The sequence below is a fragment of the Streptomyces sp. NPDC048590 genome (assembly GCF_043199535.1).
Classification (GTDB): domain Bacteria; phylum Actinomycetota; class Actinomycetes; order Streptomycetales; family Streptomycetaceae; genus Streptomyces.
This window is the reverse complement of the sequence record NZ_JBICWC010000019.1, coordinates 1-12,542: the sequence shown is the minus strand read 5'-3', so window position 1 is coordinate 12,542 and position 12,542 is coordinate 1. Positions and strand designations below refer to the sequence as shown.

12 protein-coding genes and 1 CRISPR repeat array are annotated in these 12,542 nt (G+C 71.1%); of the genes, 7 read left to right on the top strand and 5 right to left on the bottom strand.

Annotated features, from left to right (window positions below; genetic code table 11):
- The first annotated feature begins 13 nt into the window (after positions 1–13).
- Positions 14–967 carry a MerR family transcriptional regulator gene (locus ACGFNN_RS33975; protein WP_393561834.1) on the top strand — a complete coding sequence of 318 codons (954 nt, stop codon included), beginning with the start codon at positions 14–16 and terminating at the stop codon, positions 965–967.
- A 75-nt stretch (positions 968–1,042) separates the two neighbouring features.
- On the opposite strand, the gene ACGFNN_RS33970 is transcribed toward ACGFNN_RS33975, so the two are convergent.
- Both ACGFNN_RS33970 and ACGFNN_RS33965 read right to left on the bottom strand, forming a co-directional pair.
- Positions 1,043–1,474, bottom strand: a complete 432-nt coding sequence (locus ACGFNN_RS33970; protein WP_362672839.1) for a hypothetical protein — start codon at positions 1,472–1,474, stop codon at positions 1,043–1,045.
- Positions 1,475–1,599: 125 nt separating this feature from the next.
- Positions 1,600–2,811: a phosphatidylserine/phosphatidylglycerophosphate/cardiolipin synthase family protein gene (locus tag ACGFNN_RS33965; protein ID WP_393561796.1), complete on the bottom strand. Its 1,212-nt coding sequence runs from the start codon at positions 2,809–2,811 to the stop codon at positions 1,600–1,602.
- A gap of 426 nt (positions 2,812–3,237) precedes the next feature.
- Here ACGFNN_RS33965 and ACGFNN_RS33960 point away from each other — a divergent pair, with 426 nt between their 5' ends.
- From ACGFNN_RS33960 to ACGFNN_RS33950, 3 genes are all read left to right on the top strand, one after another.
- Positions 3,238–4,671 (top strand): PepSY-associated TM helix domain-containing protein, encoded by a 1,434-nt coding sequence (locus ACGFNN_RS33960; protein WP_393561795.1) that lies wholly within the window; start codon positions 3,238–3,240, stop codon positions 4,669–4,671.
- Positions 4,672–4,873: 202 nt separating this feature from the next.
- Complete coding sequence (locus ACGFNN_RS33955; protein ID WP_393561794.1) at positions 4,874–5,608, top strand: hypothetical protein; 735 nt, start codon at positions 4,874–4,876, stop codon at positions 5,606–5,608.
- Between the two features lie 153 nt (positions 5,609–5,761).
- Entirely contained in the window at positions 5,762–6,433 is a 672-nt protein-coding gene (locus ACGFNN_RS33950; protein WP_393561793.1) for a sigma-70 family RNA polymerase sigma factor, read from the top strand.
- 170 nt (positions 6,434–6,603) lie between these two features.
- Here ACGFNN_RS33950 and ACGFNN_RS33945 read toward each other — a convergent pair whose 3' ends face one another.
- On the bottom strand, positions 6,604–6,849 hold the full coding sequence (locus tag ACGFNN_RS33945) for a hypothetical protein (RefSeq protein WP_393561792.1): 246 nt from the start codon (positions 6,847–6,849) through the stop codon (positions 6,604–6,606).
- Between the two features lie 330 nt (positions 6,850–7,179).
- Positions 7,180–7,551 carry a VOC family protein gene (locus ACGFNN_RS33940; protein ID WP_393561791.1) on the bottom strand — a complete coding sequence of 124 codons (372 nt, stop codon included), beginning with the start codon at positions 7,549–7,551 and terminating at the stop codon, positions 7,180–7,182.
- A 180-nt stretch (positions 7,552–7,731) separates the two neighbouring features.
- Between ACGFNN_RS33940 and ACGFNN_RS33935 the strand changes: the two genes are divergently transcribed.
- Both ACGFNN_RS33935 and ACGFNN_RS33930 read left to right on the top strand, forming a co-directional pair.
- A complete protein-coding gene (locus ACGFNN_RS33935) occupies positions 7,732–8,595 on the top strand; it encodes a metallophosphoesterase family protein (RefSeq protein ID WP_393561790.1) in 864 nt (287 codons plus the stop codon).
- Positions 8,592–9,269, top strand: coding sequence for a 4'-phosphopantetheinyl transferase (locus ACGFNN_RS33930; protein WP_393561789.1), 678 nt, complete (start codon positions 8,592–8,594; stop codon positions 9,267–9,269). Before ACGFNN_RS33935 ends, ACGFNN_RS33930 begins: the two co-directional genes overlap by 4 nt.
- Before the next feature lie 342 nt (positions 9,270–9,611).
- Here ACGFNN_RS33930 and ACGFNN_RS33925 read toward each other — a convergent pair whose 3' ends face one another.
- A complete protein-coding gene (locus tag ACGFNN_RS33925; protein WP_393561788.1) occupies positions 9,612–9,989 on the bottom strand; it encodes a tetratricopeptide repeat protein in 378 nt (125 codons plus the stop codon).
- Between the two features lie 121 nt (positions 9,990–10,110).
- Between ACGFNN_RS33925 and ACGFNN_RS33920 the strand changes: the two genes are divergently transcribed.
- On the top strand, positions 10,111–11,076 hold the full coding sequence (locus tag ACGFNN_RS33920; protein WP_393561787.1) for a pirin family protein: 966 nt from the start codon (positions 10,111–10,113) through the stop codon (positions 11,074–11,076).
- 487 nt (positions 11,077–11,563) lie between these two features.
- Positions 11,564–12,444: a CRISPR direct-repeat array (repeat unit 29 nt; unit sequence CGGAACACCCCCGCGTCGGCGGGGAAGAC).
- Between the last annotated feature and the right edge of the window lie 98 nt (positions 12,445–12,542).

Sequence of the window (12,542 nt, the reverse complement as noted above, 5' to 3'; positions counted from 1 at the left end):
GGTTCAAGTGGCGATGTCCTACGAAGGGCTGTGGGGAATCGGCGAGCTGGCCGAGCGGGCGGGAGTGAGCGTCAAGACGGTCCGCTTCTATTCGGACAGCGGTCTGCTGCCCGAGGCCGGCCGTAGCGCCGGTGGCCACCGCCGCTACAACGCGGGGGCACTCGAGCGGCTGCGGATGATCCGCTCGCTGCGTCGCATGGACCTGCCGCTCCCCGTGGTGCGCCGGGTGCTCGAAGAGGAAAACACCCCTGGGCGCACGGGAGGCGCTCTGGAGGACGCCGTGGCCGGGCAGTTGCGCGCACTCGGCTCGCAGGTCCGGGCGCTGCGCTGGAAGGAGGCGGCTCTCCGGTCGGTGCAGGAGTCCCCACCCGACGAACGCGCGGACCGTCTGCGTCTGATCGCCTCCGTGGCGGTGCCGCCGAGCACGGCGCCCCTGGCCCGGTTCTGGCGCGCCTGGCTGCCGCCGAGGATGCCGGCCCGTTCGGTCACCGCGTTCCTGGACATCGCGGTCCCGCAGCCGCCGGAAGATCCGCAGCCGGAGCAGGTTCTGGCATTCGCCGGGTTGAACGCCCTGGTCACCGGTGACTGCGGTGGGTCGGCACCGACCCAGCCTGCCGCCCACCGGGCCGCCGACGCCCGTGCCTCCACCGTGCTCTACGCCGGCCTCGCCGAGGCGTACGAGCTGGCGGGCACCGAGATGCGCCGGGGGCGGCGGCCGGGCCCGGGCGAGGCGCTGGACGGATTCGTGGACGCCTACGCGAGCGCCCGCATCGCAGCGGACACCCCGGCCTTCCGGCGGGAGCTCCTCCGGCAGCTCGCCGCCGACCCGAGGATCGACCGGTACTGGGAGCTCACGGCCGAGCTGACCGGTGTGCCGGGAGACCCACCCGAACCCACGCCCGGCTCGGCGCACGACTGGCTGGTCGCGGCACTGGACGCCGAGGCCGGCACCGTACAACCGGCTTGACGCGTAAGGCTGTCATGCTCGGCGGGGTGGCCGGCCGGCCTCCGGTTCCTCCCGCGTGCCATGGGCGGGAACCGCCTACTGCGGCCGGCCCAGGGCCCAGCCCGAGACGTCGGCCAGGCGTCCCCGCCAGAGGGGAAGACGCAGCGAGCCCGTACCCCCGAGGACCAGGGTCGCGTCCCGCAGGTGGATCCAGCGCGGCAGAGCACCTCCGCCCTCGTCGTCGGCCACGAGCTCTCTGATCCCCTGGTCCACCGTCTCCGGGAACTCCGCGATCAGGTTCGCGCCCTCACCCTCGACCTGGCGCAGACTCCTCGCCCAGTCCGCCTTCCACGCCTCGTGCCCGATCACGTCCCCGTGGAGGACGCCACCGGCCAGAGCGAGTGTGATCGGCAGACTCGACCGGAGCTCTCTGTCCAGCAACTGGATCAGCAACTGGAGCTGCAGATCGGGTACCGGCTCCGTAATCACCGCGGCCGTCTCCGGCCGTGTCCCGACAGACTCGCTCATGGACCGCTCCCTTCACCTCACCTGACGAACGGCAGGTGACAGCCCGTATGCCCCGGGGAACACACGTCACACCCCTGCTCGGGGAGCCGGCCGCGACGGTCGCCTCCGCGGCCGGGGCCCGCGCGTCAGAGCCAGCGGCGGATCGGGACGACCGACGCCTCACGAAGACGCTGCACGAGCGGGCGGCGCTTCCACCGCGCGCCGTCGATCAGCGTGCTGCGCTCGACGTCCTCGTCGAAGTGACCATCCAGGGTGAGGGTGAACTCCCGGTCCAGCACGGCGAGCATCACCTCCTCGTCGTGGTCCATCGAACGACGGTTGAAGTTCGTCGAACCGATGAGCGAGGCGACACCGTCGACCGTCAGGGCCTTGGTGTGGAGCATGGTGGGCTGGTACTGGTAGATCCGCACACCGCAGGCGTTGAGCGCCTCGTAGTGGTTCTGGCCCGCCAGCATGCACACCCGCTTGTCGGTGTGCGGCCCCGGGAGCAGGATCTCCACGGACACACCCCGCCGGGCGGCGTCGCAGAGCAGGCCGATGAAGTACTCGTCCGGCGCGAAGTAGGCGGTGGTCAGCCGGATCCGCTCCTCGGCGGACTCGATGACGACGCGGAGCAGTGTCTGCATGTCCTGCCAGCCGAAACCGGCCGACCCGCGGACGACCTGGACGACGGACTCGCCGGGGGCGGCGGCGTCGACGAATCTGTCGCGGTCGGTGAAGAGCTCGTCGTGGCACTCCGCCCAGTTCTGTGCGAAGGCCGCGGCCAGTCCGTCCACAGCCGGGCCCCGCACCTTCACATGGGTGTCGCGCCACTCGGTCTCGTCACGAGCGTCCCCGCACCACTCCTCGGCGATCCCGACACCGCCGGTGAACGCCGTCTCCTCGTCGGTGATCAGGACCTTGCGGTGGCAGCGGTGGTTCTGCTTCAGGGGCGAGAGGTACAGCGGCTTACGGAACCAGGCGACCTCCACCCCGGCTTCCTCCATCAGCGTCAGCTGATCCTTCTCGATCAGGCGTGACCCGAACCCGTCGAGCAGCAGGCGGACCCGCACTCCGGAGCGAGCCCGTTCCGACAGCGCCTCGGCGAACTCACGGGCGATGTCCCCGCGCCAGTACACGAACGTCATCATGTCCACGGTGTGTTCGGCGCCACGGATCGATTCCAGCATCGACCCGAAGATCTCGTTGCCGTTCCGGAGCGGGACGAGCTCGTTCCCCTCGGTCGCGGCGATCCCGATCAGACGCTCCAACCGCCGACGGAGGCGCTGTGCCCGCTCCGCGTAGAAGGAGTCGTCGGGTCTGCTGTGCGTGGCCATTGCATCTATGTGGCTGGTCATCTTTCACCTGGTGTTCTAGAGCGCTGAGCAGGGGCGACTGTACTCCCGGGATGTGAAGCCCCGGCGTTGCCGACCGCCGGGCACGCGCGAGGCGCGATGGGCCGCGTCCCACAGGGGGCGGTCCGGCGCCACCCGCGGGCCCGGCGGTGAGGCACCTCGTAGGATGCCCGCGCGCCGGACGCGCACTCCCATCCCGCGCGCGTCGGTCCGACGTCCTCCAGGGCACGGGACGGTCGCTCGGCACCGTCCGCCGCCCGTTCCGCGCGGCGCGCAGGCGTTCGGCGGGGTCAGCACCGCCCGGCACCTCGGACCGGATGGCGTGATGCAGGTCACACGAGATGCCGGGAACCAGCGTCCGTCCCGCCCCGACTACTCGACCGGCCGATCACGGCCCGCTCACCCCTGCCCCGAGTGAGGAGCCCCGCCATGTCGGTCGAACCAGCCGTCCGCCCTCCCGACGAAGCCCCGGACACCGGACGGTCCGAAACGATCCCCGCGCGCGGCGCCTGGTCGTCCCTCCGGCCACTTGTTCTGCGCCTGCACTTCTACGCGGGTGTGCTGGTCGCTCCCTTCCTCCTGGTCGCGGCGGCGACCGGCCTTCTCTACGCCGGTTCCTACCAGGCAGAGCGGCTCGTGTACGCCGACGAACTGCGGGTGCCCGTAGGTGGGGACGAACTGCCGGTGTCGCGGCAGGTGTCGGCGGCTCGTGAGGCGTACCCGCAGGGCACCCTGAGCGCCGTCCGGCCCTCGCCGGAAGCCGGTGCGACGACGCGAGTGCTGCTGGCCGATGTCCCGGGCGTGGAGGCCACCCACACGCTCGCCGTGTTCGTCGACCCGTACACCGGTGAGGTGACCGGAGCACTCGAACAGTACGGCTCCAGCGGGGCCCTGCCCCTGCGTACCTGGATCGACGAGTTCCACCGGGACTTGCATCTGGGCCAGACCGGACGGCTCTACAGCGAACTCGCCGCGAGCTGGCTCTGGGTGATAGCCGCCGGAGGCCTCGTCCTGTGGTTCGGCCGCCGCAGGGCCCGACGGAAGCTGCGGGGCACCACGGGCCGCAGGCGCACGCTGTCCCTGCACGGCACGGTGGGCGTCTGGGCGGCGATCGGACTCTTCTTCCTCTCCGCGACAGGCCTGACCTGGTCGACGTACGCCGGCGGGAGCATCGCCGATCTGCGGGAGGCGGTCGGCCAGACCACGCCGGTCGTCTCCACCGCGGTCGTGCCCGGGGGAGAGCACGCAGCACCGGGAGAGCACGCCGAGCACACGGGCTCCGGTGGACAGGGCGGCACGAAGGGGCCGGACGTAGGGGTGGACGCCGTGCTGGACGCCGCTCGTGCCGAGCGCCTCACCGACCCGGTGGAGATCGTGCCACCGGCCGACCCCTCGTCGGCGTACGTCGTGCGCCAGATCCAGCGGAGCTGGCCGGAGAAGCAGGACGCGGTCGCGGTCGATCCGGCCACCGGCGAGGTGACCGACGTGGTCCGCTTCACCGACTACCCGCTCCTCGCCAAACTCTCCCGCTGGGGGATCGACGCGCACACGGGCGCACTGTTCGGCCTCGCCAACCAGATCGTGCTCGCCGCCCTCACGGCAGCGCTGATCGTGATGATCCTGCTCGGCTACCGCATGTGGTGGCAGCGCGGTCGCGGCTCCGCCTTCGGCCGTCCGACGCCGCGCGGGGCATGGGCGAAGGTGCCGCCGTACGTCCTCGTACCGCTGATGGCGGGCGTCGCGGTCGTGGGCTACTTCGTACCGCTGCTCGGGGTCCCGCTGGCTTTGTTCCTCGCGGTGGACGTGGCGCTGGGCGAGGTCGCGTACCGCCGGGGCAGGCGTACCTACGACTCCGCCGGCTGAGGGGCCTGAGCGGCACCGGCGTGCAGGAGGCAGCCGTGTGGTGGGGTGCGCCCGGCACCGGGGTGTGCCCACGGCGGCGTGCGGTCGGGCGTACCCGCTTCGCATCGGCGGTGCTGCGCCGGGGTGGCCGTCGGTGCGAGGATGGGCCGTCATGAATCCGGGCCGGTGTTCCCGAGCGGTGCGCGCAGCGACTTTCGCTGTCGTGTGCGTGCTGCTAGCGGCGACGGGGCACGTCCTGATGTCGGGCGTTCCGGTACCGGGACGGACGATATCCGTCGCCCTCCTCGGCACGGCGGTCGCCGCCTGGGCGCTGGCGGGCCGCGAGCGTGGACCGGCCGCTGTCACGACGGCCGCCGTCGGCGCGCAGGCCGCGCTGCACACGGTCTTCGCCCTGGCCCAGTCCGTGGCCCGCGCGCCCTCACCGCCCGTCTCCTATGCCCATCGGTGGGCGGAGAAACTGCTCTGCGGGGACGCAGCGGCCGGCCTGACCGACCGTGAGGCGGCCCGTGTGGTCGAGCGGGCCGGGCTGGGCAGCCTGATCCACCGTCCCCCTCCCGGCACTTCCGGGACCTCCGTGGCCGACACCGGGGCTCACGCGACGCACGCCATGGGCGCGGGAGTGACCGGAGGCATGGAACCGGCCCTGCACCACGGCATGGCGGAGATGTCCTCAGTGGGGATGCTCGCCGCGCACCTGCTGGCCGCCGTGGTGTGCGGGCTGTGGCTCGCACACGGCGAGCGCGCCCTCTTCCGTCTGCTGCGCGCCTTCGCGGCACGACTCTGGACGCCGCTCGGCCTCCTGCTCCGCCTCGTCGCCCCCGTCCGGCGCCCGAAGCCTCGCGTACGGCGCCGGCGCGCCTACCGCGCTCTCGCGCAGCTCCTGCTCGTCCACAGCATCACCTCGCGCGGGCCTCCCGGAGGAGTGGCTGCCGCGTAGTCCCGCAACAGGCGTGGTACCGGCGGCAGCGGCCCCCGAGCGCTGCGGAGCCCCGCACGCCTCGGGCATCGGCATGCCCCCGGGCATGCCGTTCCTCCGTACCGGCACGCCCAGGCGTCGCCGGACCCCCACGCGCCCGTAAGGACTCTGGCGATGCCCCATGCCCCACACCCACCCGCCGGTGACGTACCGGAACAGAAGCGACGTACACCGGCGTCCGACGAGACCGTGACACGGATCGCGTTGGCGGCACGGGACGGTGACCCCGTGAAGGCGGACCGCTTCGTACGGGAGCTCCACCACGACGTCCGGCGGTACGTCGCCTTCCTCAGCGCGGACCCGCAGGCCGCCGACGACCTCACCCAGGAGGTCTTCCTCCGCGCGCTCACCGCCCTGACCGGATTCGAAGGCCGCTCCTCCGCGCGTACCTGGCTCCTGTCCATCGCCCGCCGCACCGTGGCGGACAGCCTCCGGCGAGCGGCGTCGCGGCCCCGGCTCTCGGACCGGGGCGACTGGCAGCGCGCAGCGGAGCAGACCCGGATTCACCATGTGCCGGGCTTCGAGGAGGGAGTCGCGCTCGCCGAGCTGCTGTCGACGATTCCGGTGGCCCGCCGGGAGGCCTTCGTACTCACCCAACTCCTGGGCTATCCCTACGCCGAGGCAGCCATGATCCTCGGCTGCCCGGTCGGAACCGTACGCTCACGTGTCGCGAGAGCGCGCCACACGCTGATGGACCTGCTCAGCGACGTGGACGGGCAACCCCTGGCAGCGCACCGGGCCGGTCATGCCCGACCGTGCGTCGGACTTCCGCTCGTGCCGGCGTGAGCCGGTGAGGCGAGCCTGGGCGGTCCGGGACCGTGTCCCGGACCGCCCAGGCTGTCGTGACGGCCGGAGCCGTCACCCTCGGACCGGTTGTGACCGCACGTCTTTCCTGATCATCTCCCGAGGATGACTGGCGGTCAGAGAAGGTCTGCCGCACGAGAGGTGTTCGTGCATCAGGCCCCGGCGGCCACGCTCACGCCCGAGACCACCGGGTCCAGGTTGCCTGCCTTGGCCTCCTCGATGAGTGAGCCGAACTGGTCGGCGCTCATCTGCACCCGCTGACCGAAGTCGTCCGTGATCACGATCCTGCGATCCGGGGAAGCGGCCTCGTCCACGAACAGTTGGGGGCAACCGCAGTCGCACTTACCGCAGAACGTCGCAACGAGTGCCGGCCCACCGGGTTCCATGGGATCCGCCATGATGTCCGCCCTTCCTTCTGCCCCCGAAGCGGCCTCCAGGAGCGGGTGGGAGAGGCATGCCCCACTGCCGGACCTCCATGCGGGAGGCGCCGGCCCACCGGGAGCACGCCCCTCGGCGAACGCGCTCCCCGTGCTCCCGGCAGCGCGGCATCCGTGGAAACCGGATGGGCTCGTCGTACGACTACCTGGGGGGATCGGTTCCCGCGTCGGGCCGGGCCGGGCCGTCCCATGTCGGGGCGTGGCCGAGATCCTTCCGGCCGGGGCTACCGGGCGGGTCACGGCGTTCCGCGACCCGACCGGCTCGTCCCGAAGGCCCGCCCCGCCCCGGGCTCACTCCCAGCAGAGGCAGAAGGGGTGACCTGCCGGATCCGCGTACACACGGAACCGGCGCTCACCGCCCTGGTCGTCGAGGTCGAGCGGCGTCGCGCCGAGCGCCAGGACCTGTTCCTCCGCGCGGCCGATGTCCGTCACGTCGAAGTCCAGGTGCTCCTGCTGTGAATTGCGGTCCCCCCGGGGCCACTCCGGCGGCCGGTGGTCCTCCGCCCGCTGGAAGGCGATGCGCGCGTTGCCGGGCAGGTGGAGCACGTACCAGTCCTCGCTGGAATTCTTGATCTCCCCACCCAGAATGCCCTGGTAGAACACGGCCAGAGAGGGCGGGTCCGGGCAGTCGAGGGCGACGAGGTCGTAGGTGGCGATGGGCATGCGGGTCCTTCCGTCCGTGCCGTGCGCGATCCGGTGCGCACGCTTGGTCGTACCACCGGCCACGGCGGCGCTGTCGCGTATTCCCGCCGACGCGCTGAGCCAATCATCGTGGGGGAGTGGGAGGCAGACATGCCGGGGGACGCGATGCCCAAGGTGCCGGCAAGGCGATAAATTCGAACAATGAGTTCCCTTCTCGCGGTCAGTGATCTTCACGTCGGGATCGCCGACAACCGTCCCCTCGCGGACCGGCTCCGCCCCTCGTCCGAAGAGGACTGGCTCATCGTCGCGGGTGACGTGGCGGAGCAGGCGGAGGAGGTCGAAAGCGCGCTGGAGCTGTTGGCGGGACGATTCGCCCACGTCGTGTGGACCCCCGGCAACCATGAACTGTGGACGGTCGACAAGGACCCGGTGCGCCTGCGCGGCCAGGCGAGGTACGACCACCTCGTGCGGGTGTGCCGCGAACTCGGAGTGACCACACCGGAGGACCCCTATCCCCGGTGGCAGGGCGAGGGCGGCCCGGTGGCCGTCGCCCCCGTCTTCCTGCTCTACGACTACACCTTCCGGGCGCCCGGCACGGCGACCAAGGAGGAGTCACTGGCCCGGGCCCACGAGGCGGGTGTCGTCTGCACCGACGAGTACCTGCTGCACCCCGACCCCTATCCGGCCCGCGACGACTGGTGCCGGGCCCGAGTCGCCTACACCGAACAGCGACTGACCGAGCACGACCCGGCGGTGCCCCTCGTGATCGCGGGGCACTGGCCGCTGCTGCGCGAACCCACCTCGGTCATGTGGTATCCGGAGTTCGCCCAGTGGTGCGGCACCGAGCTCACCGCCGACTGGCACCGCCGGTTCAACGTCGCCGCCGTCGTCTACGGCCACCTCCACATCCCACGTACGACCTGGCACGACGGTGTCCGTTTCGAGGAGGTGTCCATCGGCTACCCCCGCGAATGGCGCAAGCGTGGTCATCCGCGCGGGCTGTTGAGGCAGATCCTCCCGTACGAGGGCGTCCCGCCCGAGAGTCCGAAGGCGGACCCCTCGTGATCGAGCGGCTTCTCCCCGCGTACGTCGCGTGCGCGGACACCTACGAGAAGGACGCCCCGCCGGGAAGTCTGTACCCGGAGGAGGCACGCCTGGTCGAGGCCAGCGTCGACCGCCGCAGACACGAGTTCGCAGCCGTGCGCGCCTGCGCTCGCAGGGCGATGGCCACGCTGGGCCTCCCTCCCGCACCCGTACTTTCGGGACGTCGCGGCATGCCTCTCTGGCCGGAGGGGACGGTCGGCAGCATGACGCACTGCGACGGATTCCGCGCGGCAGCGCTGGCCTGGGCGTCCGACGCGCGGGCGGTCGGCATCGACGCCGAACCCAACGAACCGCTGCCGCCCGGGGTGTGGGAGATGATCTCGCTGCCCTCGGAGCGGGCCAGGCTGCCCAGGGAGGTGGAGGATCCTCTGATCCACTGGGACCGGCTGCTCTTCAGTGCGAAGGAGAGCGTCTTCAAGACGTGGTATCCGCTCACCCGGATCGAACTCGACTTCGACGAGGCCGACATCACCTTCCGGCGGGGCCCCGCGACCCCCACCGAGGGCACCTTCACCGCGGAGCTCTCACAGACCGCGCCGGGGATGCCCAGGAGCTACGAAGGGAAGTGGCTGATCGGGGACGGGTTCGCCGTCACAGCGATCGTGCTCCCCGCGCTCCCCGGCGCCGCCGTCTGACGCGTCGGGACCTGCTCGCAGTCACAGGGATCGTGCTCCCCGCGCCCCCGGCGCCGCCGTCTGACGCGGGGGAGCCGGCCGCTTCCTGGCGGCGACGTCGTCGACGTGAGCAACCTGCCCGCGAGGCGGTGCGGGCGGGAGACCTCGTCCCAGCCGGCCCCGATGGGCGAGTGGCCCGGGCGGGTCTCGGACGCGCTGCAGCTGCCTCCCCGGGCGCGGTACGCGGTGGCCGTCCTGGCCGAGTGCGCGCCGAGGTGACAGCGCCGGAGGAAGGGGTCACCCTCCGGCGCTGTGGCGCCGCCCGAGGCGCGCTCGGCGCGCCGTTGCCGACGCCCTGCTTCGTCAGGCCGGGTTCTGCCGCTCCCCGGCAGCAGGTCCATCTCCCAGGTCCCCCGCCATCGCATGCGCGAGTCGCAGATGGGGCGCCGCCTCCGCGTCCCGGCCCTGGCGCTCCAGGGTGCGTCCGAGCATCAGCCGCGCGTAGTCCTCGACGGGATCGCGCTTGAGCACCTCGAGCAGCTCGGTCTCGGCCTTGGTGAGCCGGGCGGAGTGGTAGTAGGCGCGCGCCAGCAGCAGCCTCGGAGCCACCTGCTCGGGCATCTCCTCGACCAAGCCCCCCAGGATCCGGGCAGCCGTCACGTACTCCTTCGCCTCGAAGAACAGCTGCGCCCGGTCCCAGCGGTCGGCCGGAGTACCGAACTCGTAGTAGGTCTCTTCCACTTCTCCTCCTCGGCCGGAGTACCTTCCAGCCTCGTCAACGCGAGGGTGTAGTTAAACATTCCACTAAATATTCGGAGTGGAAACCGGCGTGCGACGCCCCGCCGGGAATAGGTTGGGCGGCATGAGCAATCTCGATCGACAGGCCTCGCTCTCGGTGTGCGGCGGGCGCGGCTTCGTCGTCGCCGAACCCGTACGTGAGCTACTCACCCCGCGCCGTGTCCGCCTCGGGGAGTCCACCGAGGTGCGCAGACTTCTTCCCAACCTGGGGCGCCGCATGGTCGGCGCCTGGGCCTTCGTGGATCACTACGGCCCCGACGACATCGCCGACGAGCCCGGGATGCAGGTGCCGCCACACCCGCACATGGGCCTGCAGACGGTCAGCTGGCTCCACGACGGAGAGGTGCTGCACCGCGACAGCCTGGGCAGCCTCCAGCGCATCGGCCCGCGCGAACTGGGTCTGATGACCTCGGGCCGGGCCATCAGTCACTCGGAGGAAAGTCCCAAGCCCCATGCCAGGTACCTGCACGGAGCTCAGCTCTGGGTCGCCCTGCCCGACACCCACCGGCACGTCGAGCCACGGTTCGAGCATCACCCCGACCTCCCCGTCGTCACGGCGCCTGGTCTCACCGCGACCGTGATCCTCGGGGCGCTCGACGGTGCGGCCTCACCGGGCACGACCTACACCCCGATCGTGGGTGCGGACATCGCCCTGGGTGAAGGAGCGGAAGCCAGGCTGCCCCTCGACCCGGACTTCGAATACGCCGTGCTCGCGATGTCCGGCGCAGCGGAGGTGGACGGCGTCCCGGTGCTGCCCGGCTCGATGCTCTACCTCGGCTGCGGCCGCAGCGAACTGCCGCTGCGCGCCTCTTCGGACGCGGCGCTGATGCTGCTGGGCGGCGAGCCGTTCGAGGAGGAGATCGTCATGTGGTGGAACTTCATCGCTGGTTCGCACGACGATATCAGTCGCGCACGCGAGGACTGGATGAAGGGGGTCAGGTTTGGGGACGTGAACGGGTATGAAGGGGGGCGCCTGTCCGCTCCTGAACTGCCGCCCGGATCCTTGAAACCGCGGGGTCGTACGCGCTGAGCAGGAGATCTTGCGCACGCAGAGGGCGGGGGTGGTGTGCGTGTGACCTGGACCTGCACGTTGTAGGTGATTCGCATTTGCACGTTTGCAATGAGGGGCGCTTGCGTCCTGCCGGCAAGTGCAGGTGTCGCCAGGTGTGGCCAGGTCTAGCCGGACCAATGCTGACCCAATGCTGACTTTTCTGATGGATCATCAGTTTCTGGACTCCTGGACTTGATGTGTGTCCGGGCTCATGTCGACGGGTGTCCTGGAGCCTGGATGAGGCTGGTGTCCGGCAGTCGGCGGTTTGCGGGCGCGAAAGCTCTGCGGCGGGACCGCTCGCCATGCAGGTGGTGCTACGGCTTTGGAGGGATTCCACAACGGGGCCTCGGTGGCTGTGAGTGCGCTTGCGCGGACAGGACCCGGGGCGGGCAACTCTTACTCGGTGTCATACACCTCTTCCTGCGCGGAGAGGACGGCCGCTGCTCCCCACGGACAGGTTCATGAGAGCCGGACCTCCGCGTCGGCGGGGAAGACGACTCGACACCTCCGCGAAAATGTCCGTGGTCGGACCCCCCGTCGGCGGGGAAGACGCGGCGAGGAGTTCGACCTCCGCGACCACTACCGGAACACCCCCCCCGCGTCGGCGGGGAAGACAGCACCAACGAGGACCGTGCACCCGTCGCGAACGGAACACCCCCGCGTCGGCGGGGAAGACACGACCTCCAGGTCGCCGTCCTCATAGGCGGACGGAACACCCCCGCGTCGGCGGGGAAGACCCGATGCCGGCCTTCTCCATCTCGGAGTCGGCCGGAACACCCCCGCGTCGGCGGGGAAGACGTCCGGGGTCAGTCCTCGGGGTGGCGGACGCGCGGAACACCCCCGCGTCGGCGGGGAAGACTTCACGCCGGCAAGCGCCGCAAGGACACGCAACGGAACACCCCCGCGTCGGCGGGGAAGACGGGTCGAGGCCCGCCAGTACCACGACGCCGGGCGGAACACCCCCGCGTCGGCGGGGAAGACAGCTGGAGGGACTCCTTCGTGAACTCGATGAACGGAACACCCCCGCGTCGGCGGGGAAGACGGGTTGGTGGGGATCCAGGTGTAGTCGTAGTCCGGAACACCCCCGCGTCGGCGGGGAAGACGGGGACCCGGCGGCGCAGGGAGCTCTGCAGAGCGGAACACCCCCGCGTCGGCGGGGAAGACGTGTGGGCGGCCGTCGATGGGGCGAGACGGTGCGGAACACCCCCGCGTCGGCGGGGAAGACCGCTTGATCGCATCGGCGAGACTGACGACCTTCGGAACACCCCCGCGTCGGCGGGGAAGACCGCCGCATCCGCGGCGGGGCCGGTGGCGTTCGCGGAACACCCCCGCGTCGGCGGGGAAGACTTCGGGGGGGTGCCTCTATGTCTTTCGTCAAGGCACCCCTGTCGGGTTTGGGGTGGTTCAGGGTTACTGGGTTATGCGGCGAGCTCGACGTCCTTTGG